Origin of the sequence: Sphingobacterium bovistauri, assembly GCF_020295405.1 — a bacterium.
GTDB lineage: Bacteria > Bacteroidota > Bacteroidia > Sphingobacteriales > Sphingobacteriaceae > Sphingobacterium > Sphingobacterium bovistauri.
In genome coordinates this window covers 64,053-89,336 of record NZ_JADEYP010000003.1, presented here as the reverse complement: position 1 = coordinate 89,336, position 25,284 = coordinate 64,053, and the positions used below count along the sequence as shown (strand labels likewise).

Genomic DNA, 25,284 nt, shown 5'->3' with positions numbered 1-25,284 from the left:
TTCCATCTCAATAATTAACTAATCCGAAACACACCCGCTCATAAAGTCTATATGAGCGAATGTGCTGACGAAGTTGTCTCTATAAATGTTATTTCTTTTCCGTGTTCCCTTCTAAACGGTCAACACCTTCATAGTGGTAGAGTCCAATTTTATCAATATAAGGTTGTACTCGTGATTGTTTTATAACGATTCGAACATGATTAGTAGTTACTTCTGGGAATGTGACAATACGTTTGTACCCCACGGTAGTGCCTGTTGCAACTGTAGTCCATTTGTTGTCATTCAAAATTTGAAGTTCAAATTTTTCAACACGTTGTCCCCATTTGATATATTCACCCAATTGAATGATGTTTGTTTTGAATGGTTTCTTAGAAGAATATTCAAAAACTAACTGTTGATTTTCCTGTATTGTAGTCCAAATCTTTTCGCCATCATCCTTTTTCTGAATTCGGTTGTTATCCTTTTTAAGCTTGTCACCATTTTGAAATAGTAAATTAGTCCCGAAAATAGAATCCCTAAGTTCCTTCCACTCAATCAGGTTATTTTCATCTATAGCATGAAATAAACCTTCTCTTGTTGGCGGAATATTTAAAAGTAAAACACCGTTTTTACCTACAGAGTTAAAATAAATATCTAACAGTTTTTCAGGCGATTTAACTTTCGAATTTTGATTTTCATGATAAAACCATCCTGGCCTGATGGATACATCAGTTTCAGCAGGATACCATACTAATCCTTCAGCTTTTCTAATCACATCGCGGCTACCTACATCTTTTCTACGCATATCACCTGCAGGTTTAATATTCATTTGCTGCTGCGAACCTTCAGCGATTTTATTTTTGTCCAAGTTATTTGTAGGCACTACAGACCATTCAGTGTCTCTACCGTATCCCGTCTCCGTACCTACCCAACGTACATCTGGTCCCATAACAGCTATTACAGCCTCAGGCTGAAGCTCACGAATCACACTGTAGTATGAAGCCCAATCATACTCTTGCTTTTTACCATTTGGCCCTTCACCATTCGCACCATCAAACCATACTTCGTCAATCTTTCCGTAATTAGTTAAGACCTCTTTAAGTTGATTTCGAAACATTTCATTGTACTTTTCGCTACCGTATGATTTTGCATTTCTATCCCAAGGTGATAAGTATACACCTATTTTCATATCGTATTTCTTACAAGACTCTGCCAGTTCCTTGAGAATATCACCTTGTCCATTCTTGTAGGGTGATTTTTTTATGGAATAATCCGTAGTATTCGTTGGCCATAGACAAAAGCCATCATGATGTTTTGCAGTAAGGATTAACAGTTTTATACCTGATTCTTTTGCAATGCGTACCCACTGATCGGTATCCAATTTTGTAGGATTAAACAGTGTAGGACTTTCGGTTCCATCGCCCCATTCTTTACCTGTGAATGTATTAATCCCGAAATGCACGAATCCAGTAATTTCTAACTTCTGCCAATTAAGTTGGCGTGTAGTCGGCTTGACGGAGGCTGCCTTGCGGACAAGCTCTCCCTCAGTATCACTAGGATTAAGTTTTATATAATTTTGAGCATAAACACTATTCAAGAATAGTAATGCGAAAGCGCATAAGCTTGCTATCTTCTTCATATTATAATGTATTTTCTATTTGGGTAGTCCGAATTTTATTTTTTCTTTTAATGGTAAATCATATACACGTACATAATCTACGTCCATCTGAAAGGGCAAATCAGATTCATCAAGTTTTCCTGGCCATCCAGCTCCACCAGCCTGATTAAGAATGATGTAGAAAGGCACATCATAAGGCCATTCCTTATTATTCCAGTTCTGTGATCTGGAGTAGGAATAGGTCAGCTGTTCATTCAGATAAAACTCGATAACATCAGGAGTCCATATCATACTATAAGTATTGTAGTCGTTTACGTTATAATTGGATGACTTTGAAGCTGTGCTTACGCCAGATTTTGCAGTATGCGCAGCATTATGCAATGTCTGATGAATGACTGGTTCATTATTCACATGCTCCATGATATCGATTTCGCCGCACTCTGGCCAAGTACCCTTGGCATATTGAGGCTCGGGCATCATCCAAATCGCAGGCCAGGAACCTTTGCCTTGCGTGAATTTCGCTTTGACTTCTATCTTACCATATTTAAGATTAAACTTGGTTGATGATTGTACACCTCCAGAATGATATGCTATTGTGTCCCCTGGAATCTGTTTATTATCCATTCGTAAAACCAGATTGCCATTCTTTTGATGAGCGTATGCTTCATCTTGTGTAATGAATTTATTCCATGCAACTCTACCGCGTTTGGCGTAACTCCATTTATTAGAATCAAAAGAGCCATCTTTTGCAAACTCATCTGACCATATCAGTGTGAAACTCGTAGAATCTTTAACCTCACCTTTAGACTGAGATAATATTTTTTTATTTGCGCAAGATTTCAATACAAATATTGCCAACAGTAGTGTCGGAAATATTCTTATTAGGTTTTTCATAGCTAGTTTTTTCTGAGGCCAATTTCCTATTTAGCGTATAAACAGAAGATCAATTATCCAACTACCCTATTTTTTATTGGGTAGTTGGACATTGCCATTTTTAAATTTTAATAACCGTAGTTTTGATCTTCGTTTGTCAAACCGCCATTGGTATTTAACTCATTTCTTGGAATAGGTAAAAGCAAATTTCTTTGCAAAAGTTCATTTTTGTTAACGTTTTCCAATATCAAATAATCCATAAAGGCTAGATTATTGTTTAAAGATTTATTGTACTCAACCTGTGCTCTAGTGATGTGATGGTTATCATGTCTTTCCAATACTTTTGCGAAATACTCTACCCCACGTCTTCTGATATCAGTGAAATTGTCAAATTCACCTGCCAGCTCAAACAAGCGCTCATAGAAAATTTTATCACGTAATTCTGACTGTGAAGACGTAATTACATTCTGGGGATATGTTCTATTAGGAGCAGAATTACGTGCTCTTGTAAGGACTTTATTGATATGGCTAATAGCCTCAGAATTATTCCCCAATTCGTTTTCTACATCAGCCATGATAAGCAAGAAGTCAGCATAACGATAAACCAATAAGTTTTTATTACTATTCTGTGCTGTAGCAGTAGCATCATACTGTTTTTTAAAGTATGGCCAGCTATAATCTCTTCCTCCATTTCTTACAAAAGCCGCCTGCATGGCATCGGACAATTCTGACACTTTTGGATTAGTAGGATCTTCCAGTGTAGCATAATTCACTGAGTCTGTAGGCAATGTATTTGTCGTTGCCGCACCATATAAATATGGGTAAGTATAATGTACTGTATTGTTCGTTTTAATTAATTTAAATTGAACCATAAACGTTGTCGCTAACCTTGGGTCATCTGGATACGTCCCTTTGAATTGATCAAAGAAAGCTTTCGAAGCGCGATATCTCGCCCAAGAAATACCTGGATTAGAAGAGTTAGTCGGCGAGAACACCCAATTCCCTCTATTTCCATATCCATTGGTATTGGATGAAAAATTAATTTGAAAAATTGATTCTACAGAACCTAATGACTTATTCTCAAACAGTTTGGCAAATTTGTCTTCTAGATTGTACCCACCGAGGGCTATCACTTGATCACCCACCTCTTTAGCTTTTGCCCAATTAGCAGATGAACTTCCCTCGGCACTAGCAAGTGTCCAATATAACTTGGTTAAATAAGCATAGGCGGCATACTTACTTGCACGACCAGAAGCTTTTACTATATTTAAGTTTTCTGCGGCATACCTCCAGTCTTGTTCAGCTTGTGCATACACCTCCGCACGAGTTGATTTTGGTAAATCGACAGTAGTTGAAGTCGTTGGGTCGATACGTAAAGGCACACCACCAAAAAGATTTGCCAAGTTGAAGTAACAAAGAGCTCTTAAGAATCTAGCTTCACCTATAGCTTGGCTTTTAAAAGAATCACTCAAATTACTTTTCTCAACACCAGCGATCAAATAATTACATTCGCTAATTACTTTGTACAGGCCAGACCAACTTAATGATACGGTGGTATTCGTTTCACTAATATTCAATGATACAAATTCTGCATAACCAATGTTATTATTTTGACCATATGCCAAACCACTTGAACCTACTAAAAGCTCTTGGAAATTTTGACCGTACAGATTATACTCTGTTAAATAGGCATAACACCCTTGTAATGCCATATTTGCGGAAGTTTCCGATTCAAAAGCGGTAATACTATTTACTGTATATTCTGGCTTTTCGTCCAATAATTTTTCACATGAAGTCAAGCATAATACACTCAAAAGACTTGATATATAAATAATTTTTTTCATCTCAGTACTCATTAAAACTTAACATTAAAACCAAACACAAATTGTCTAGGATTTGAAAAAGAATTCAAATCGACTCCTGGACGTAAACCATCAAAAGAAAAAGTTCTCATCTCAGGGTCGTATCCTGAATAATTTGTGATTACAAATGCATTTTTCACCGATCCAAAAATGTTTATAGAACCTATTTTGTTGCCTAATGAAGCACTATCAAATGTGTAACCTAATGTAATATCGCCGCATCTCAAGAAGCTACCATCTTCAACAAATCGATCATAGATGTAATTCTTAACTGAACTTGTCAACGAAGGATACAAATTATTAGGTGCATCTACCCGCCAAGCATTATTGTACGCCTCACTTGTAAGATTAGGTGTATTAGCAGCAGGAGTTTCCTCATATCGGATATTTCCATTCAAAATATCACCACCTTTTACACCGTAGAAAGAAGTAGAAAATTGAAATTTCTTATAGTTCAACGATGTCTGAAAACCATAGTTGAAATCTGGATTCGGGTCTCCGATAATCGTCATATCTAGCGCACTTATCACACCATCACCGTTCGTATCCACTACATTAATTTCTCCAGGCAACATATTAAACAATGTAGTCTTTGGTAAATTAGTCGCACCAGTCTGAATAATACCATCTGTTTTAAAACCATAGAACAATCCAGGAGCCTCACCTACTAAAAATATGTTGGCTACACCGAAATGATCCCCTATCGAATTACCTAAATACCCCGATCCTTTGACTGTGCCCAAATCCATTAAAGGAGAGCCCAACGACAATACTTTACGTGCATTAGTGCCAATATTACCTGAGATTTGCCACAATAAATTATCATTTTTGATCAGGTCGCTATTTAATGCCAATTCGAACCCTCTATTACTTAATGCGCCTTGGTTTACAGTTATTGCTGAGAACCCTGCAGATGGAGCTAAGTTTTTATTAATTAAAAGATCAGAAGTCTCTTTGTAATAATACTCCAAACTACCACCTAAACGGCCATTCCAAAAATTAAAATCCAAACCAGCATTGTAAGCTGAGGTAGTTTCCCAAATAAGGTCACTATTTGACAAATTAGAAACTGTGATTGCTTTGTTCAATGTACCATTAGTACCTGTGTATTCTCTAGTTTGCGTATAGTTATATATTGTGCTATACGGATTTATGGATTGGCTACCAGTCTTACCATATCCAAGACGTAGTTTTAAATCTTTTACCCAAGTGGCAGAACTAAGAAACTCTTCTTGATTAATTCTCCAAGCAACAGCTGCTGAAGGGAATAAAGACCATCTATTATCAGGAATGAATTTGCTACTTCCATCTGCGCGAGCTGTTAAAGTAACTAAGTACTTGCTCTCCAAAAAAGATAAATTTACACGCCCCAAATACGACAACAATTGATAGTCACTTTGACTAGGTGACGCTATGGTTTGGTTGGTTGCCATATGCAACCCTTTAGTTCCTAAACCTTTAAAATCGAAGTTAGAAGCTAGAATATTTCTATTTAACCAGTTGTAATCATCATAAGTAACACCTGCAGTTGCAGAGATTTTACCAATCTTACCCAAATCACCATTGTAGTTAACTAAGTTCTCGATTGTGTAGTTATTACTATTAAGATTTGAATTGCCTAAATAACCATTATTATTTAAACCTAACCAGATGCCTTCATCATACCATTTTGTACGGTCTTGCATCAAAATATTACCACCAGTACGCATGACATAAGAGAAACCTTTCGCAAAATTCCAAGTCAAATCTGCTGAAGCACGAATTGATTTTTCATCAGCCAAATCTGCGTAATCAGTTAACCAAGCTAGCGCTGTAGTGCGAAGTTCATCATTTTGTGCTAAAGTAGGATCATCTGCTGGCATTTCAAATGGTGCAGAATCTATGGCAGAACGTGTGATAGAACCTGTAGCTCCACCTTTCGTATTTCCACCTGCCATCATATTATTTGTCTTTAGATTAGCAGATATGGACGTATTGAAAATAAGCTTTTGCGTCAAATTTCCTCCTAAATTCAAACGTAATCCTCCCTGTTTCAATCCAGTTTCTTTTACAACACCTTTTATATCCTTGTAATCTCCAGCAATGTAGTATTTAACTTTATCACCACCATTTACTGATAAGTTGTATGATTGAGAAAGTGGATTTCCATAAATTTCATTCTGCCAGTTCCTTCCTCTCACTACACGGTACGTAGAATCTACATTCGGATCATATACTTCACCACCAAATACATAACGCATCTCATTGCCCTCTTTATAAAAAACTGGTGTACCCCCATTTTTTTCATTTCTATAGGCTGCATATTCTTCAATATTAAGCATGGGTCTCAATCTTGTAGCTTCTGCTACAGTATAGTTTGATGTAAGGTTGATTTTTGGTGCTCCAGCTTTACCTTTTTTGGTCGTAATAAGGATAACTCCATTGGCCCCCCTAGAACCATAAATTGCAGTAGCAGATGCATCCTTTAATATTTGAATATCTTCAATATCTGAAGGACTTAAATTTGTTAACGGATTTTGTTGAATATCAAAATCACCACCACCTAATGCACTTCCTGCAAATGAACCAACTGATCCTTGTGGGATATTATCAATAACATATAAAGGTTGATTATCTCCACGTAATGAATTAGCTCCTCTAATAACAATATTTGGTGCCGCACCTGGCGCTGCCACACCTCCACTAACATTTACCCCAGCTACCTTACCTTGGATTAAATTATCAACAGACAGAGATTTTGAAGCGTCCTTTTCATCTGGCTTTATACTTGAGATTGATCCTGTAAGATCGCTTCTGCGCATGGTACCATACCCTACAACCACTACTTCATCTAGATCAGCATTTATCCTTTTCAGACGGACTGCATTTAAATTAACGGCAGCAGGCATCTCAAGAGTTTCATATCCTAAGAAAGAAAATTGAATAACGGAATTCTTTTTAATGCCTTTCAGCACAAAACTTCCATTTACATCTGTAGTAGTAACTTCTTTTGCCCCCTTAACTTTAACATTTACACCTAAAACAGGCGCATTGTTTTCATCGATAACAGTACCCTTAATATCAATCACATCTGCTTGCTGGCCTTTTTTGATTACGACCGCCCTATCCTTGATGGTATAGGTTAAAGATTGGTTTATAAGCACTACATCCAATGCTTCTTTCAAACTAACATTTGACACAGAAACATTTACAGGATTAGCCTCTTTCATTACAGATGAATGAAATACAAAATCAAATTTACTTTGCTTACGTATTTGGTTTATTATTTTCTCAAGAGAAGCGTTTTTTTCAGAAAGTGTGATACGCTGAGCGTTAGTGTTCGCAATCGATTGAAAAAAGCAAACTAGAATGAGTGCTATAGTCAATTTCATAATCAACAAATTTTTATAGCTCAAATAGGTCTCCCCATTTGGAACTAAACAATTAAATTTCATAACTTTAAAATCGGGTTTATAATTTTTCTATCTAAGCAATGAGAATGTAATGAACCTATCTTTAGTCTTGTTGTGTTCCAGCACTTCAAGACTTTTTTTTATAAATTCATATTTTATAAAGTAAACTTCAATTCATTATTATAATCCTCCTTCCTTGAATTTTAAATTTTACTTTATCTGTCAATTCCAAAAGACTCAACACATCTTCCAGCTTTCTATATTTCGAAATAGCGCCTCCAAATTGTGTGCTTTTGTTAATATTTCTATATTCGATATCAACATCATACCATCTTGATATCTGGTTCATGATATCTTCTAATTCCTCGTCTTGAAAAATGAAATAGCCATTTTTCCATGCAACAGCACTTTCCAAATCAACATTTGAAACAGAAAATTTGCTATGATTCTGATCTAGAATCGATTCTTGCCCCGGCTTCAATACTTTACTAATATTTTTCAAATTAGACCGAACCAGCACAGAACCCTCAATCAATGTGGTTTTTATACCTTTTATTTTAGAATATGAGTTAATATTAAACTCCGTACCTAATACTTTTATAGTTTGATCTCCCGCTTGAACTATGAATGGTTTTTGTGGATTATGACTCACATCAAAGTAGACTTCACCAGATATCTCCACACGTCTATCATCTCCTCTGAATATGGTTGGAAATTTAATAGAAGATTTAGCATTAAGAAACACGAAAGTGCCATCCGATAATTTTACTTGATATTCCCCTCCAGCAGGAGTACTTATTGTATTATATCCACTTGGAATATTTTCATCCGCTTGAGCAGAACTAACATCGTAAATCAACTGACCCGCTGAGGTTTTGCTTATTTTCACATTGCTAGTTGCCTTTATATCACCTGCTTCAACATCATCTAAAACAATTTGTGTATTATCATCTAATGTCAAAATTGCCCTTTTATCGCCAGGAATTATAACATCATTTTTTTTGTTTTCAGGCATAGATCCTGTTAATTCAAGATTAGATGAATCTGATTTAGGATTGATGAATAGATATGAAATACCAAATGTGAAAACAATTAGGATAGAAGCAGCTATATACCACAATCTTTTACTTCTACCGATATGAACATGCGATGTATCATTTTTTAAAAATTGAAGATTTTTTGAAATCTTTATTAACTCCTCTTCAATTTCTTCGTCAGACAGCACTAGATCAGTGTTCTCTTTAGCTTGTTGATTATACCAACTTTCTAAAACAGCCAATTCCTCATCAGATATGGTACCTGAATTATACTTCGCTAAAAGCTCCTTTGCTGTCTTGTTGGTCATCATAAATTTAGGGTTGTGTACCCGTTATATTAGATGAGACGGGTAAGTAATATGAAAGTAGTACTTAAGGGGAATATTTTTTAAAAAAAATATTTAAGAGTAAAGGCTAAAATTAAAAAATCAGAGATCCTAGGTCTTAGTCTACTTAATGCTTTAGTAATATGTTTCCGAACAGTATTCTCAGCCATACCCAATTCTTGCGCAATATCTGCATATGATTTATATTCTTTGCGACTTAATTCGAATACCACACGCATTTTGGCGGGTAGATTTGATATTTCCTGATTGATTACGGATTCTAACTCCTTCTCTCTGATCAAATTATCGGTAATATAATTTCCACTTTGAATAAAATGATCAAGAGATGCTATATATTTGTTTTCAGACTTCTCCTTTGCTATTATATCCAGAATTCTATTTCTAACAGATGTATACAAATAACTTTTAGGAGAGCTATTGAATACAATGGAATTCCTATTAATCCATAAATTCGTAAATACCTCTTGAATAACATCTTGAGCAGATTCTCTATCCTTCAGCATCTTGAGTGCATGCCGATATAACTCAGGACTATATCTTATATAAATTTCTGTAAATGCATCATAAACCCCATCGTTAAATTTCTTCAACAATTCTTCATCACCCAAATTTTTGAAACTTATATTGCTCACAACAAATAAATTACTGGTTATCTATAATTTATATTTGGTTATAAATATATAATATATAATACATAATACATAATAGCAGTGGTTGCATTTTTATATTTTTTTTTCGTTGCTATATCAAATTTGAAATTATCGTATTCTGAACCTACTCCTATAGAGTTGGGATCAATACGTATTCAAATTAGTTTTATGAAAAAAAAGACCAAAACAATTTATAACTAACTCATCGATAATTAATTAGACTTTACCACTACTTAAAAAAAGAATTGTGGATAGAATCTATATTTTACCCACAACTCACATTAAGCACTCTTATAAATAAAATTTTAAATTTCCTTGTTAAAAATATCCGCAGCTTCTTTGTCATCAAATTCTTTGATTTGTTTCAATAAAGCCTTTTTCATTTTCTTAACAACGCCTTTGTACTTTGGATCATCATACATATTTCGCATTTCTTGTGGGTCTTTTTGCAGATCAAAAAGTTCCCATGATTCTACGCGCTTGTAAAAGCGAATCAACTTATAGCGCCCTTCTTTCACACCAAAGTGTGGCGAAACAGCATGTTCGCCATTTTCGAAATAATGATAGAATATTTGTTTTCTATGCTCTTTCTTAGCCGATTTTAAAACTGGAACAAAAGACTTACCTTGCATGTCGCTAGGTTTATTAACACCAGCCAATTCTAATAATGTAGGTGCAACATCCGCATTGACGACACTTGCATTCGTGTGAACTCCATTCTTTATTAGCTTTGGATATTTCATGATAAATGGCGTGCGGAATGACTCTTGATACATAAATCTCTTGTCAAACCAACCGTGCTCACCCATGTAAAATCCCTGATCCGATAAATAAATTATAATCGTATTTCGCTCCAGGTTATTTGCCTTTAAATAATCCAACACTCTTCCGATATTACGATCCATGGATTGTGCAGTGTTCAAATAATCGATCATGTATCTTCTGTACTTCCACTCTGCCAAAGCTTTACCTGATAATTTATCCGATTGTAATTTTTCATAAATAGGCTGGTAATAAGCCGCATATTGCTTTTTTTGCTCTTCATTCATGCGCTTAAAGTTGCCATCAGCCATCATCTTATCCCAGGATTCGAACATTTTCAAATCGTAACCCATACGCATATCTTTATCAATAGACATTTCCTGTCCTACAGCAGCCTTTCGAGTGGAATAATCATCATAAAATGTTTCTGGTAATGGGAACGTATCATTATCATATGCACCAAAGTCTTTAGGATCTGGCATCCACGTACGATGTGTTGCCTTATGACCAATAACTAAACAAAAAGGATCCTTTGTATCAATGGAATCCAGCCAATCTATAGCCTTATCTGTAACAATATCAGACACATAGCCTTCAACACGCTCTGTACCCTTATTTGAAATAAAATCAGGATTGAAATAATGCCCTTGATCATTCAGAATATCATAATAATTGAATCCTTGCAATTGATGACCCAAATGTATTTTACCAATCCATGCTGTTTTGTAGCCCACATGCTGTAAATCCTTTACGAATAGATTTTGAGAAAAATCAAAATGAGAGGTTTCATTATCCTTAAAACCATTCTTGTGACTGTACTTGCCTGTAAGTAAAGTCGCTCTACTTGGTCCACAGATGGAATTATTCACATAAGCATTATTGAATATTAGTCCTTCTTTCGCTATACGATCAATTTGTGGCGTACGTCCAATTTTGGATCCATATGCACCAATAGTTTGGTAAGAATGGTCGTCCGAAATAATAATAACAACATTTGGTTTGGATTGCTGTGCATGAGAAAAAATTATATTTCCCATAACAACAGTTAGCATTATAAGCCTTTTAATCATGATTACCTTTCTTGGTTTATGTTTAAAATTTTAGATGTTAGTTAGTCGTATTAATCTTTCTAAACAATGATTTGGTAAATAATATTTTAGAAATCATAAATATTAAAAAGATTTGCCAATTTACACATCATATGTCATACATAACAAATGATTGTAAAATTTTTACAAAAGGCAAAAAAAAAGCGGCACCTTTATCAGGTACCGCTTTTTCAATTTCTTTCATCTTACAACTTAATCTCTTCATCTTTCTGATTGAAGAAATGAAATTCCGTTAAATAATAGGCAGGATTTGATTTTACTTTAATCCATTTCCCATATTTAAAGAACCATTTCAATCGACGTGAAATCAAACCAGACGTAATGTAGGCGTCTATATAAGGATGTACACACAGTGTCACTCCTTTCTCATTTTGTTCCTCGAGGATAAAACTTAAGTTATTCTCTATATCGTCAAGCAATACGATGCTTGATCTTATTTCTCCCGTACCATCACAAGCTGGACATTTTTCATTAGTCACGACGCTCATTTCTGGACGTACACGCTGACGTGTAATTTGTACCAACCCAAATTTACTTGGTGGTAATATCGTATGACGAGCTCTATCCTCATTCATACATTCTTTCAGGTAGACATACAGATCTTTACGATTCTGTGGCTTGTGCATATCAATGAAATCGATGACCACAATACCGCCCATATCACGTAAACGTAGTTGACGTGCAATTTCTCTTGCCGCCTCCTTATTTACCAATAGCGCATTATCTTCCTGATTTTCTTTACTAGCAATTCGGTTACCACTATTTACGTCTATGACGTGCAATGCCTCGGTATGTTCGATGACAAGATATGCACCTCCTTGTAAATTAACCGTCTTGCCGAAAGACGCCTTAATCTGTTTCTCTACACCAAAATGATCGAAAATAGGCTCCTTGTGTTTATACAATTTGACTATTTTTTCCAGCTCTGGAGAGATTTCTTGCACATATGATTTAACTTCTTCATATATGGAGGAATCATTCACATGAATATGTGTAAACTCATCAGTCAAGATATCACGTAAAATGGTAGATGCTCTATCCATCTCACCTAGTATCTTTTGAGGAGGCTCTACATTCTTAAGGCGCTTGGTAAACAATTCCCATTTTGCAATCAGATCCAGAAGGTCCTTTTGTAGTTCTTCTACTCCTTTACCTTCAGATACCGTACGAATGATTACGCCAAAATTCGCTGGCTTAATACTTTCCACAATCTTTTTCAGACGTGTACGCTCGGCACTTGCTTTGATTTTTTTGGAAATGGAAACCGAACTTGAAAAAGGCACTAACACAACAAATCGACCTGCTATAGACAAGTCTGAGCTCAATCGAGGCCCTTTTGTTGATATCGGCTCTTTAGCTATCTGTACTGGAATCATGACGTTGCGACTAAGCACGTCTGAAATTTTACCAGCCTTATCGATATCCTTCTCAAGTTTCAAACTATTTAGCAGATTCTCTTGATAACTGCCATTCTTTACTACTCGCGTAAGCTTAAGTAAGGATTGTACTTGTGGACCTAAATCTAGATAATGCAAAAAAGCATCTTTGTCATAGCCTACATCTACGAATGCTGCATTCAATCCAGGCATAATCTTTTTGATACGGCCGAGATAAATATCCCCTACCGAAAAATGATTGCCTGCCTGCTCTTTGTTTAGTTCAACAAGTTGCTTGTCCTGTAGTAAAGCAATAGTTACTCCGTTTTCAGGAGTCGAATCGATAATTAATTCCTTTACCAACAGCTACTCAAATTTTGGGATGCCGAAGCCTCGCGCTTCAACATGATTTCCCTATGAAACATAAAAAACTTGTATAATGAAAAAATACAATCTATGAAGATAACCGAAGTTTTTCATAGATTGTATACTGTCTTTTTAGATTAAATAAATCTTTAAGACGACCAACAAGACCTATTTTTTCTTGTGTCTATTTTTTCTTAAACGCTTTTTACGTTTGTGAGTAGCCATTTTGTGTCTTTTTCTTTTTTTTCCGCTTGGCATAGCTTTAATGTTTTTAAATAATGTTAAAAAAATCTGTTAATTATTATTTACTCAATTCTTCTATCTGACGATCAATATATTGAGATAGGGTCGGATCAGCCGCCATCTCTTTACTCTTAGCGTAAGCAGCAATGGCTTCTGTCTTTTGACCAATTTTTTCGTAAGCTGTAGCTAAATAGAAATACGATTCAGCATCAGCTTTTATTTCAATGACAGTCTTGAAGCGATCGATCGCTCGATCAAACTGACCAGACTGCATAGAAAACAAACCTAATGTTTTGTTAGCATCTAAATTTTTGGGGTCTGCTTGCACTACCTCGCGCAATAAAGCAATACCTGCCATTGGATTGGCCGAACCTGTTACCAATGAAGCTCCTAATCCAGTTTTAGCTGCTAAGTTATTAGCATCCAAATCTACTGCTTTTTGATAAGATTCAATAGCCAATTTATTCAAGGCAGAAGCTAAAGCTGTATCTTGCTGATTAGTATACCCCGTACGGAAAGCATCACCAGCCTTCACCCAGTATTCCAACGCTGGAGTAGACTCCGCGATTTCTTTATAGATGAATCCCTGAGGGATTGGTTTTGCCAAATCTTCCCATTTATTTGCTAACGACTGCAACAAAGATACTTTATCCTCTCCCTCAGCTTTTACTACCTGTTGTTCGATAGTAGAAATTTCTTGAGCCAATGAAGCATTGATACCTTGTTTAGCTAATTCAGAAACACTTTTCAATGTATACATTGATGAAGCTGATTCTTCAGCAACCGCTGCAGTATTTTGCTCATCCTTATCTACCAAACCTTTAATAGGTTGTGCCAACAAGGCCCCAATCATCACGATCACAACTACAACTACAACTATTTGTTTGGTATTAAGCATAAAGCGAATTTAAATTATTTTTTTACTTTATTTCCATTTTTCACTTTTTCCACAAAAACTTTTGCAGGTTTAAAGCTAGGCACGAAGTGCTCAGGGATAATAATAGCTGTGTTTTTTGATATATTACGTGCTGTTTTCTCAGCTCTTTTTTTCACCACAAAACTTCCAAAACCTCTAACGTATACGTTTTCACCCTCAATCATCGCATTTTTAACAACCTTGAAGAACGCTTCAACCGTTTCTTGTACATCAACCTTCTCTAAACCAGTCTTGGTAGAGATTTCTGCAATAATTTCTGCTTTAGTCATATCTAATAATCTGTAATAATTTATTTCTCCACTACCCACATTTGGGGATGCAAAATTATCGTTTTTTCATGATGTTTAAAAATAATTCGCACTATTTATCAAACATATTTTTTTAATAATCAAACGATTAAGCCCAACAGCTACCTATGCCACATCAAAAATAGTTCGCAAATCTACAATTATTTAGTTGATTTTCAAACTATTATTAGACATAAGACTGTAAAACATCTGTTAATTTCTCTATATCCGCTTTCGTGTGTAATGAAGAGAGCACTATCCTGTTTAACAGCGGACTTGAGGGCAATGGATAGGGAAAACTTGATATGATCATCTCGTTTTGAAACAAATATTGATACAAATTTGAGTCAGAAGATGTAAAGACAGGAAAATTTTCCTCATAGTTCAACAGCGAATTATCACTCAATCTACTCGTCAATTCTTTGATATTTTGATGTAATTTATCAAAAGCTTCATCATATAGTGACTCACTTTTAGTCAGGGCATATATAAACGCGGGACTACTTGGTGACGCCCCCATAAAAATTGGAGTTTTTTTTATTTCTGAAATTAAATGCCTATTACCTAAGACCACCCCTGCATCGGTACCCAAACCCTTAGCTAGTGAGGCAACAATAATTGTAGAGATATGAGGTGCATAAGCGAGATTGACAATTTTGGATGACACTCCATTCTTATTTACGACACCTAATCCATGAGAATCATCCAATATCAACACAACATTCTTTGAAGGAATTATATTACGAAGTTGGTTAAAATCATAAACTTCGGGTTTTAGATTATCCATTGCATTAGCAATAATCAAAACTTCAGTTTCTGTCGACTCATTTATATCTTGTATTACCTGATTTATCCACTCCTTAAAGTCTGACTGATAAACAGTAGGCTTTTCGTCTATCCAAAGCGCCTGATGAGTATTTGGCGCATAATAGACAGCTCTGTTTCTAGCAAAAGCTTTTACCGCAGCCTGTGCAGCAAGATAGCCACTAGAGAACAAAGCAGCATCTTCTTGTCCAAATCTCCCTGCCAGCACCGCCTCACCTTCATCATAAATTCCCAATTGTACGTTGTTAGATCTAGAGGTTCCATTATTCAAGCCATATATAGAAAATCCCTCTTGGATCAAAGCTTGATATTCTTGGCTAACTAACAACCCAAAATATGCTGTTCCACCAAAGAATAAATAATCTTTTTGATGAAGATGAATGATTCGGCTTGTCGGTTGATGTAGCTGTCTAAATGAATTCATTTATGAGGACTTGTAGGGCAAATGTAAACATTCACCTAAATTTTGACTAATATAAATGATAATTGAGAGGAAGGCTTACACCAAGGCTAAAGCTGAAACCTTTGATAGGAGTTAAGTTCTTTTTTTGTTGTAATTCAAATCCATAGCCAGCTGCAACTTCTATTATATTGAATAATCCTAATCCGAATTTCGGCGTTAATGTATACGGTGTTACCTCTCCTTTTATAAATGGCCAAACACCTTTTGCACTTAAATAATATGTGGTCCCAAGTTCTGGTATTATGTGCGCCTTTTTATCTTGAAAAGTTAAGTTTGCGCCAACGTCAAACCGCAAATAATTTGCATACCCCACATCCTTAAGCGCCCAAAAAGAGGCCTTCAAGAAATTTTTATCTTGATGCTGATAACCAATAGAGGGACCTACAATCCAATTAGATTTTTTAATTTCTTGCGCAAATGTAAAACAACTAAGAATCAAAAGACAGACGACACAGATATATTTCATACTCAAACCATTAGAGATACATTAAAGATAACAAAAAGGCACACGAAAACGTGTGCCAATTCCCATTATTTAAGTTCTTTAAAAACGTTAAGAATTATGCAATTTTAATGCCAACAATTAATCTACCATTTCAATTGGAAGTATAATCGTTTCATAATCTTCTATAGGATACTTCGCTTCAATTTGCGCAATCAAAAGTCGTGCAGCACGCTGACCCATCTCTATTGCTGGTTGTTTGATCGCCGTAATTGCCGGGTTAAAAATATCTACCACTTTGGAATTCGTGAATCCAACTATTTTATGCTCACGAATACTGTGTGGGCTTAGCCTATTCAATGCTTGCAAGTATCCAGTTGTCAATCTATCCCCTGATATAAATATCCCATCATATTCGTAGTCTTTCAATTCTAAAATAGCAGTCTCCATCTCCAACTGATTGGAACCTCCACTTTGGCAATACTTTACGGCTCTCTCTTCAAATGGAAACCCATTAGATTTCAACCCCTTTTTAAAACCTTCTAATCGTTCTCTATTCGTTGAAAGATTATGATTACCTGTAATATGAGCAATTTTTCGACAGCCTTTACGTACCAAATACTCTACAGCTTCTAATCCCCCCTTCGCATTATCAGCAATAACTTTATGCGCACTAAATGTTTCGGGCACTCGATCGAAAAACACAATTGGAAAACCACGATTAACAAGTTGCTCTAAGTATTGAGCTTCATGATCTTCAGAAGACAATGTCATTAGTAAACCATCCACAGAACGAGAGAATAAATGTTCTACTAACGTTCTTTCGCGTTTCACTATCTCATGCGACTGGGTTATTACGACTTGATAATTGCGTTCATACGCGATGGACTCAATTCCTTCAATTATTTGAGAAAAAAAATTGTTTGAGATCTCACTAACGATAACACCTATAGTATTGCTTCTACGTTCTTTAAGACTACGCGCAATTGGGTTAACCTGAAAATTAATCTCCTGTGCGTATGCTAATACTTTCTTTTTGGTCTCTTCACTAATTTCATAACTGTCTCTTAAAGCTCGGGAAACAGTAGATGTAGATAAATTGAGTGCTTTAGCAATATCTTTAAGCGTATATTTTTCAAAAGACATAAATAGGTAATTTAGGTAAGTATACCTAAATTTTTTCAAAAAGTAAAGTAAGTACGGACAAATCCATGCCCATACCCACTTTAAGTTTACACATTATTAACGACTAACTTATTTATTTTTAGGTGTATGAGACCTAAATACATTAAAATTTGAAATACTCTTTAGCGTTGTTATAACTGATATCTTGAACTAATTTTCCTACCCACTCGATGTCATTAGGAAGTTCTCCATTTTCGATATCTTGCCCAAAAATATCACACAACAAACGTCTGAAATACTCATGACGAGGGAAAGATAGAAATGAACGTGAATCCGTCAACATACCTACCATACGGCTCAGCAAGCCCATATTTGACAACGCATTGATTTGTTTGGTCATCCCATCTTTTTGATCCAAGAACCACCAAGCCGATCCAAATTGGATTTTCCCAGCCACTGATCCATCGTTGAAATTTCCAATCATTGTCGCCATCAATTCATTATCCGCTGGATTGAGGTTATAAATAATGGTTTTAGTTAATTTATCTTGATTGTCTAATCGATTTAAAAACTTAGATAAAGCACGTGCTTGACTGAAATCTCCTATAGAATCCCAGCCCGTATCTGGACCAAGCTCACGCAGCATACGTGAATTATTATTGCGCAATGCTCCTAAATGATACTGTTGAACCCAGCCCTTTTCGTGATCCCATTCCGCAAAATAAATCAACATTGCTGATTTGAATTTCAGATTTTCAAGCGTCGACAGCGATTGATTAGATCTAATCTTAGCAAAAATAGCTGCAATTTCTTCATCTGTATAATCCTCCGCATATACCTGTTCTAAACCGTGATCAGACACTGAACAACCATTTGCTGCAAAAAAATCGTGTCTTTCCTTTAAAGCACTTAAATAATCTTGTAATGAACCGATAGATCTACTTACTACAGCTTCTAACTGATTGATATATGAATTTAGCGCTTTAATATCATCTGAATTCATAGCCTTATCAGGTCGAAAAGCAGGCAGCATACGCAACGAGGTATTTTCACTAGCAAACTTCTGATGGTACTCAAGACTATCTACAGGATCGTCCGTAGTACATACTACTTGTACATTCATCATCTTAAGCAACCCACGAACTGAATAATCTGAAGATTGCAATTTTTCCATTGTCTTTTCCCAAATTGCTTCAGCTGTCTCAGGGCTTAATAAGTCATGGATACCAAAATAGCGCTGCAATTCGAGATGAGTCCAGTGATATAATGGATTTCGCATTGTATAAGGGACTGTTTCAGCCCATTTAAGGAACTTCTCCTTGTCCGTTGCATCTCCCGTTATGTATTTTTCATTCACCCCGTGAGCGCGCATAGCTCGCCACTTATAATGATCACCATTCAACCAAACCTGTGTGATGTTTTCAAACTGTGTATTATTTGCAATTTGCTCTGGAATTAGATGGTTATGGTAATCAATAATCGGCATTGATTTGGAGTAGTTGTGATACAACTCCTGTGCAGACTTACTTTGTAATAGGAAATTTTCGTCCAAAAAATTTTTCATAATCGTTTATAATTTAAAGGCTAACGCCTCTTTTCCAAGGAATAAAATCATCTTGATTCAATAATACAGCCTTTGGAGTAACTTCGCCACTCGCTGCTTGAATACAATATTCTAAAATCTCTTCGCCCATCTCTTCAATGGTCTTCTCGCCTTCAATCACAGACCCTGTGTTGATATCAATAATATCTGCCATCCTATTGGCTAAATCATTATTCGTAGCGACCTTAATAACAGGACAAATTGGGTTGCCTGTTGGCGTACCTAGACCTGTAGTAAACAATATTAATGTAGCACCAGAAGCTGCTTTTCCTGTGGTAGCTTCTACATCATTTCCTGGTGTACACACCAAATTTAAGCCTTCTTTCGTTGCTTCTTCTGTATAGTCTAATACATCAACCACAGGCGAGGTTCCTCCCTTTTTAGCGGCACCATTGCTTTTTATCGCATCTGTAATCAATCCATCACGGATATTCCCTGGAGAAGGATTCATGTGAAACCCTGAACCAACGCGTTCTGCAGATTCACTATATGCCCTCATAAGTTTAATAAATTTGCGAGAAGCTTCGGGCTCAATTGTGCGATCAATAAGATTTTGCTCAGCCCCACATAACTCAGGAAACTCAGCTAATAATACTTTACCGCCTAGTGCCACCAATAAATCAGAAGCATAACCAACAGCTGGATTAGCAGAGATACCACTGAATCCATCACTTCCTCCACATTTCACACCCAGTGTCAACTTACTAATAGGCACTTCCTGTCTTTTAAATTGATTAATTTGTTGCAATCCTTCAAAAGTCCTTTTAATAGCCTCTTTAACCAAGCTCTCCTCACTTAGTGACTTTTGCTGCTCGAAAGTGTATAATGGTTTATTAAAATTTGGATTTCTTTGTTTGATTTCATCCACAAGTTCTTGTAGTTGCAAATTTTGGCACCCAAGACTTAAAATTGTAACTCCAGCTACATTTGGATGGTCGGCATACGCAGCTAAAAGCTTTCCTAAAACGGCTGCATCCTGACGAATACCACCACATCCACCTTGATGATTCAAAAATTTAATCCCATCAACATTCTCAAAAACACGCTTTTGGGTATATACTGGCGTACTTAATTGATCCAAACTTAATGAATTAAGATCTTGACCTTCTCGATATGCTGATAGTAGATCATTAGCAAAACTTTTATATTTGTCCGAAACCGAATAGCCAAGCACATCATATAATGCTTCTTTGATAATATCTAAGTTTCTATTTTCACAGAAAACTGTTGGGATAAATAACCAATAATTTGCAGTCCCTACTCTTCCATCATCTCTTACAAAACCTTTGAAAGTTCTTCCTTTGAATTTTGACACATCAGGAGCCTTCCATTCTTCTTGATTAAAAGGTCTAAATTCATAAGGTTCTACAGCATGCTTAGTATTTTCAGTGTTCATTCTAGATCCTTTGAGAACTGGAAATTGTACTTTTCCGACCAATACACCATACATATACACTTCGTCCTGTGATTGCATATCTTGCATAAAGAATTTATGTTTAGCAGGAATCTCTTCCGTTACTATATATTCTATTCCGTCATATACAATACGCTCATCTTTACTCAAATCTTTCAACGCAACAAGCACATTGTCTTGGGGATGAATTCGTAATACCTTTGCTTTCATTTACTTAATAGCCGATAATGTTTTAACAATACCTTGCGAAGCAATCTTCTCTAAATTATCGTTAATTGTATTCACAAATTGGGGATAAGCTGTCAGATCAGCGCCCCATATTTTTTGATCTTTAATAATGTCATCTGTAGACACTCCTTCCTGCTGGACATGCATTTTTAGGAAAGCAGCTATTCCAAAAGCCATTAATTTTGGAGGACTTTGAAATTTAGCATACCATTTCCCTAACAAAGGCACGCATCGCATCGCTACTTTTGAACTATAATTCATTGCAATTGCTGTCCATTGGTGATCCAAAAAAGGATTACTAAAACGATCAACAACTTTATCAGAAAACTGTCTAGCTTCTTCCTCCGTAATCTCCAATCCGACAATAGAAGGACCTATTTCTTGTCTCATCAGCTGCTGCACATATGATCTGAAAATTTCATTTTGCATTGCTTCTTTCACTGTTTTGAATCCTGCCAATATAGCTGCAGCACAAGTGAATGTATGCGTTGCATTCAACAAACGAAGTTTGATCTCTTTATATTTAACAATCGAAGGAACAATTAAAACGCTATCATCAGCTTGAGCAAATGACAACTTATCCCTCACGCGATCTGATGAGGATTCTATAGCCCACAACCTGAAAGGCTCTGCCATAATCATTAGATTATCGCTGTAACCAAGTTGCTTATTCGTTTCCATCTGAACCTCCTCAGGCAACTTTCCGGGAACTATACGATCAACTAATGTATTACAAAAGTCATTTGCTTCAGACAACCAATGTATGAAACTCCCTTCCAAGTTATTTTTTTCAGCTAATGTTAACACTATATCTTTTAATACGGTCGCATTATCACTGATTAATTCTGTAGGAAGAATCACTAATCCTTTTGATGTATCGCCATTGAACGTCTGATAGCGGTGGTATAGAAGATTAAGTAATTTTCCTGGAAAAGATGATGGAGGTAAATCGGTTACTTTGTCATCACTCGAAACAATACCAACTTCTGTTGTGTTGCTAATAATTACTTCTAAGTCTGAGCTTTCAGCTATCTTTAAAATTTCTGCCCACTGAGAAGCAGCCTCTAGCACCCTAGTAATAGAATTGTTGATGATGTACTCTTCTCTTTCTTTACCATCCTCAATTCCTTTCACACAAACCGTATACAGTCCTTCTTGGCTTAAAAAATCTTCCACAGAACCTGTAGTTGTAGATTTAACAACAACTACACGCCCTTTAAATAGTTGCTTCTTATTCGCTTTATCGATATAATAATCAGGTAAACCACGCAATAATACTCCAGTACCAAATTGAATAACCTTTTCAGGATATGCAAAAGATTCAGTAGTTGGAATTTGTACTTTTTCGGCAGATATGTCTTGAAGTATTTCGGTAGACAATATTTTCATGTATTTATTCGAGTTATTTATTAGTATTTGAATTAATTGATTTTAACCATTTAGGATAATTACTTTGTAGCAAATTCGAAGCCCAGTTACCGTACCACGAATATCCATTCTTTCGTTCTTCAGAGATTTCATTGAAGTCATAATGAACAGCGTCATCACGATCTCCGAAAATTGGTCTGTTAGTGCCAATTTCATAGAATCTACTCCAAACCACCCCATCAGGATTTACGACCAAATTACGCTCAACTTTACCATTAGCATTCTGCTTAATTTCGAAAGAATAACCTGCAATTTGATTTTTTTCAAACCATTTTACAGCACCTTCTATTGCTGTAATGATTTCTTGAGTGGGTTTCTCTTTCATGAGAAAACGTACAACTCCAACAGATTCGCCAGTTGCCAGAGCCACAGGCTCAAACTTACGTGCTTGAGCAGGTTTAAAGTGCTCATCGTACTGCGCAGCCCATATCGTATATTCACCATTCACAAGGACCTGTGTCTTTAGTATACAAGAGACACCTTTTTGTACTGCAAGATTAGCTTTTTGACGCATCTCTTCTGATATGAAATTATACCCGTCTTCGGTATTACTTACATTTCGTAATACAGTAAGGGCATTAATCATCGCATTATCATTAAAGGTAATTTGACTACGATACCCTTTGGTGTCTGGATAATACTGCGGAAAACCACCATTAGCATATTGTGCCGCTAGCAAGTAGGCTACTCCACGAATTACAGCCTCTTTGTATGGTGTTTTACCGGTTTTTTGATAAGCTTCTACTAGCTCCTCTATCTCTTTCGTTGTCGCGCGATTATCGATTGTCGCAGCTTTGTCCTCCTTGACAATCTTATTTAGAATATCTTTTGTCAGTGATTTTGAATAGTCTGTAGCATTACCATCTGTATAGTGCTTTGGCCACCCTCCATTTGGAAGCTGGTAAACCAATATACGATCCCATCGATCCGTCTGCTTAGAATCTTGTTTCTGAGCTTTGCAACTACATACTGTTAGCAGCCCTATCAAACTAATCAATACCCTTGTTTTCATCATTTAACTTGTTTTATTAACCATTCTACTAACTCATTGGCTGCAGAAAAGTTTTGAAAATCATTTGGCAATTTCCGCCCATCGACATACTCATTGTACAGCCACGGATCGCCTAAAGCAAACACAGTTCCTTTGCCATATTTAGCTGTTGCCATAATTACATCCCCTGCATCTTGTACTAAAGCAGTTGCTGGTTTAGCAACATTAATAGTAGAAATTTCCTTCAAATACAGTTTTGATGTTTTCTTGAAAATTTCGTTAGGTTGAAGTAAAAGTGCCCCCTGCTCAAAATTCCTTCCTTGTACACGATTTCTACTATCATCATTAAAGGTGATACCGAATTTAGAACTCAACAAATTGATTTTATCCAAATCACAATTCCCTTTGTCATTGAGTAACAAAACTAAAACCCCACCCTTTTTAACCCAATTAGCAACTGCTTGTGCTTCTTTCGGATTCATATAATTTGGGGCTTCGGCATCCTTTGCATTATCTGGATCAACAATAATATAGATGTCGGTATCATTTAGATTCTTAGTTGTAGGCGCATCTCGTAATGTCGAAAGCTTTGCCCCATATCCATCAAATATAGAACCTAGAATATGGAAACCATTGAAATCCTGACCATCCCACAAATAGTGATATGATTTCTTGAGACCTGGAACAAACTCTTTGTACTCATTGTTGTAATAATTATCCAATGTGACCAAAGGAGATTTGCCTATGGCTTGCGCCTTTTTTAATTTTTCATATTCAATTTCTACCAACATAAAGGGACCAACACCCTTAGGATCATTTGATATCACGGGCTCACTCATGTAGTACTCAAAGCTACCATCACGATATTTCTTAGCACCGCCTAAACCTGAAACAGCTACATTTTTTTTCAAATTGATATGTGTTGCAGAAACATCTTCTACAAATTCTTTATGTAATCCAGCACGAGCCTTTTCAATATTTGGAATGAATTTTTTTCCCAAATAACCTCTGCGTACACCTTTAATCATGGCATATGTATACATACTTGAAGCAGAAGCTTCATGGTAATTTTTTTCTCGATGACCTAGATCCACCACATCATACCAAACACCAGTTTTTGGATCTTGATATTTAGCAATAGCATCCATTGTGCGTTGCAAAATCCCAACTATCTTTTGGTGACCTACATGATCTTCAGGGAAATACTCCAATACATCAACTAGCGCAAATACAAACCAGCCCATTCCTCTGCCCCAGAAATGAGGAGAATGACCCGTCTGCGGGTTAGCCCAACGTTGCTCACGCGATTCGTCCCAGCCATGGTATAAAAGTCCAGTTTTAGGATCCCTTGCATTCTTCTCCATCCACACGAATTGATTGACGATATCATCATACAATTCCTTCTTATCAAGCAAAGTAGCATATTCGGTCAAGAATGGTTGTGCCATATACAAACCATCTAACCACATTTGATACGGATAAACTTTCTTGTGCCAAAAACCGCCCTCATTAGTTCGAGGATGTGTTTTCATTTGTGCAAACAAATGATGACAAGCATTTAAATATCTTTTATCTCCAGTAGCTTTAAATAGAGCTATTAGAACTTTGCCGTTTTTAACATGATCGATATTATATTCCTCCGCAGAGTAGTTCAGAATATTCCCTTCTTTATCTACATATTTATCCATCCACGTCTTGACAAAGTTGAAATAATCCCCATTGGCAGTTGTACGCCAAACCTCCAACAAACCCTCTAATGGTACACCCAGATCATATGTCCACTTTAATCCCTTATTTGTTGCAAACTTAGACTCTACAACGACTTTATCCATCGCCGTATTAGCCATACGCTCGTATTCAGGTTTTTGCCCAAAAGATTGTACAGTCCACGCAAAAAACAATACAGTAACTAATATTCCTCTCATAT

At 36.1% G+C, this 25,284-nt stretch carries 18 protein-coding genes; all 18 read right to left on the bottom strand.

Translation table 11 applies throughout. The annotated features are described in order from the left end of the window. Positions 1-88: 88 nt before the first annotated feature. Positions 89-1,618 (bottom strand): alpha-L-fucosidase, encoded by a 1,530-nt coding sequence (locus tag IPZ78_RS02545; RefSeq protein WP_225551361.1) that lies wholly within the window; start codon positions 1,616-1,618, stop codon positions 89-91. A gap of 15 nt (positions 1,619-1,633) precedes the next feature. Next, a complete protein-coding gene (locus tag IPZ78_RS02540; protein ID WP_225551360.1) occupies positions 1,634-2,491 on the bottom strand; it encodes a glycoside hydrolase family 16 protein in 858 nt (285 codons plus the stop codon). Between the two features lie 107 nt (positions 2,492-2,598). Next, positions 2,599-4,314 carry a RagB/SusD family nutrient uptake outer membrane protein gene (locus tag IPZ78_RS02535; protein WP_225551359.1) on the bottom strand — a complete coding sequence of 572 codons (1,716 nt, stop codon included), beginning with the start codon at positions 4,312-4,314 and terminating at the stop codon, positions 2,599-2,601. Positions 4,315-4,325: 11 nt separating this feature from the next. Beyond that, positions 4,326-7,766, bottom strand: coding sequence for a TonB-dependent receptor (locus IPZ78_RS02530; protein WP_225551358.1), 3,441 nt, complete (start codon positions 7,764-7,766; stop codon positions 4,326-4,328). Positions 7,767-7,893: 127 nt separating this feature from the next. After that, positions 7,894-9,072 (bottom strand): FecR family protein, encoded by a 1,179-nt coding sequence (locus IPZ78_RS02525; protein ID WP_225551357.1) that lies wholly within the window; start codon positions 9,070-9,072, stop codon positions 7,894-7,896. A 77-nt stretch (positions 9,073-9,149) separates the two neighbouring features. Then, the gene (locus IPZ78_RS02520; RefSeq protein WP_225551356.1) at positions 9,150-9,740 is read right to left on the bottom strand and encodes an RNA polymerase sigma factor; all 591 of its coding nucleotides are present in this window, start codon (positions 9,738-9,740) and stop codon (positions 9,150-9,152) included. 323 nt (positions 9,741-10,063) lie between these two features. Next, entirely contained in the window at positions 10,064-11,557 is a 1,494-nt protein-coding gene (locus IPZ78_RS02515; RefSeq protein WP_225551355.1) for a sulfatase family protein, read from the bottom strand. A gap of 257 nt (positions 11,558-11,814) precedes the next feature. Then, complete coding sequence (locus IPZ78_RS02510) at positions 11,815-13,368, bottom strand: Rne/Rng family ribonuclease (protein ID WP_225551354.1); 1,554 nt, start codon at positions 13,366-13,368, stop codon at positions 11,815-11,817. A 304-nt stretch (positions 13,369-13,672) separates the two neighbouring features. Further along, positions 13,673-14,512: a tetratricopeptide repeat protein gene (locus IPZ78_RS02500; RefSeq protein ID WP_225551353.1), complete on the bottom strand. Its 840-nt coding sequence runs from the start codon at positions 14,510-14,512 to the stop codon at positions 13,673-13,675. Positions 14,513-14,526: 14 nt separating this feature from the next. Further along, complete coding sequence (locus tag IPZ78_RS02495; protein ID WP_132777778.1) at positions 14,527-14,820, bottom strand: HU family DNA-binding protein; 294 nt, start codon at positions 14,818-14,820, stop codon at positions 14,527-14,529. 205 nt (positions 14,821-15,025) lie between these two features. After that, on the bottom strand, positions 15,026-16,087 hold the full coding sequence (locus IPZ78_RS02490; RefSeq protein ID WP_225551352.1) for an aminotransferase class I/II-fold pyridoxal phosphate-dependent enzyme: 1,062 nt from the start codon (positions 16,085-16,087) through the stop codon (positions 15,026-15,028). Positions 16,088-16,133: 46 nt separating this feature from the next. Then, positions 16,134-16,592: a hypothetical protein gene (locus IPZ78_RS02485; RefSeq protein ID WP_225551351.1), complete on the bottom strand. Its 459-nt coding sequence runs from the start codon at positions 16,590-16,592 to the stop codon at positions 16,134-16,136. Between the two features lie 117 nt (positions 16,593-16,709). Then, the gene (locus IPZ78_RS02480; protein ID WP_225551350.1) at positions 16,710-17,714 is read right to left on the bottom strand and encodes a LacI family DNA-binding transcriptional regulator; all 1,005 of its coding nucleotides are present in this window, start codon (positions 17,712-17,714) and stop codon (positions 16,710-16,712) included. A 142-nt stretch (positions 17,715-17,856) separates the two neighbouring features. After that, a complete protein-coding gene (uxaC, locus tag IPZ78_RS02475; protein ID WP_225551349.1) occupies positions 17,857-19,257 on the bottom strand; it encodes a glucuronate isomerase in 1,401 nt (466 codons plus the stop codon). A gap of 13 nt (positions 19,258-19,270) precedes the next feature. Next, complete coding sequence (locus IPZ78_RS02470) at positions 19,271-20,920, bottom strand: UxaA family hydrolase (protein ID WP_225551348.1); 1,650 nt, start codon at positions 20,918-20,920, stop codon at positions 19,271-19,273. Further along, positions 20,921-22,327 carry a tagaturonate reductase gene (locus tag IPZ78_RS02465; RefSeq protein ID WP_225551347.1) on the bottom strand — a complete coding sequence of 469 codons (1,407 nt, stop codon included), beginning with the start codon at positions 22,325-22,327 and terminating at the stop codon, positions 20,921-20,923. It abuts the gene before it with no gap. A gap of 13 nt (positions 22,328-22,340) precedes the next feature. Beyond that, positions 22,341-23,381 carry a pectate lyase gene (gene pelA / locus IPZ78_RS02460; protein ID WP_225551346.1) on the bottom strand — a complete coding sequence of 347 codons (1,041 nt, stop codon included), beginning with the start codon at positions 23,379-23,381 and terminating at the stop codon, positions 22,341-22,343. Continuing rightward, on the bottom strand, positions 23,378-25,282 hold the full coding sequence (locus IPZ78_RS02455) for a glycoside hydrolase family 88 protein (RefSeq protein ID WP_225551345.1): 1,905 nt from the start codon (positions 25,280-25,282) through the stop codon (positions 23,378-23,380). The genes pelA and IPZ78_RS02455 overlap by 4 nt, the downstream gene beginning before the upstream one ends. Positions 25,283-25,284 lie beyond the last annotated feature (2 nt).

Excerpts from the sequence above, each read along its gene's own strand:
- IPZ78_RS02545 (WP_225551361.1), bottom strand. The coding sequence starts at position 1,618 with ATGAAGAAGATAGCAAGCTTATGCGCTTTCGCATTACTATTCTTGAAT.
- IPZ78_RS02540 (WP_225551360.1), bottom strand. The coding sequence starts at position 2,491 with ATGAAAAACCTAATAAGAATATTTCCGACACTACTGTTGGCAATATTT.
- IPZ78_RS02535 (WP_225551359.1), bottom strand. The coding sequence starts at position 4,314 with ATGAAAAAAATTATTTATATATCAAGTCTTTTGAGTGTATTATGCTTG.
- IPZ78_RS02530 (WP_225551358.1), bottom strand. The coding sequence starts at position 7,766 with ATGAAATTTAATTGTTTAGTTCCAAATGGGGAGACCTATTTGAGCTAT.
- IPZ78_RS02525 (WP_225551357.1), bottom strand. The coding sequence starts at position 9,072 with ATGATGACCAACAAGACAGCAAAGGAGCTTTTAGCGAAGTATAATTCA.
- IPZ78_RS02515 (WP_225551355.1), bottom strand. The coding sequence starts at position 11,557 with ATGGGAAATATAATTTTTTCTCATGCACAGCAATCCAAACCAAATGTT.
- IPZ78_RS02500 (WP_225551353.1), bottom strand. The coding sequence starts at position 14,512 with ATGCTTAATACCAAACAAATAGTTGTAGTTGTAGTTGTGATCGTGATG.
- IPZ78_RS02495 (WP_132777778.1), bottom strand. The coding sequence starts at position 14,820 with ATGACTAAAGCAGAAATTATTGCAGAAATCTCTACCAAGACTGGTTTA.
- IPZ78_RS02490 (WP_225551352.1), bottom strand. The coding sequence starts at position 16,087 with ATGAATTCATTTAGACAGCTACATCAACCGACAAGCCGAATCATTCAT.
- IPZ78_RS02485 (WP_225551351.1), bottom strand. The coding sequence starts at position 16,592 with ATGAAATATATCTGTGTCGTCTGTCTTTTGATTCTTAGTTGTTTTACA.
- IPZ78_RS02480 (WP_225551350.1), bottom strand. The coding sequence starts at position 17,714 with ATGTCTTTTGAAAAATATACGCTTAAAGATATTGCTAAAGCACTCAAT.
- uxaC (WP_225551349.1), bottom strand. The coding sequence starts at position 19,257 with ATGAAAAATTTTTTGGACGAAAATTTCCTATTACAAAGTAAGTCTGCA.
- IPZ78_RS02470 (WP_225551348.1), bottom strand. The coding sequence starts at position 20,920 with ATGAAAGCAAAGGTATTACGAATTCATCCCCAAGACAATGTGCTTGTT.
- IPZ78_RS02465 (WP_225551347.1), bottom strand. The coding sequence starts at position 22,327 with ATGAAAATATTGTCTACCGAAATACTTCAAGACATATCTGCCGAAAAA.
- pelA (WP_225551346.1), bottom strand. The coding sequence starts at position 23,381 with ATGATGAAAACAAGGGTATTGATTAGTTTGATAGGGCTGCTAACAGTA.
- IPZ78_RS02455 (WP_225551345.1), bottom strand. The coding sequence starts at position 25,282 with ATGAGAGGAATATTAGTTACTGTATTGTTTTTTGCGTGGACTGTACAA.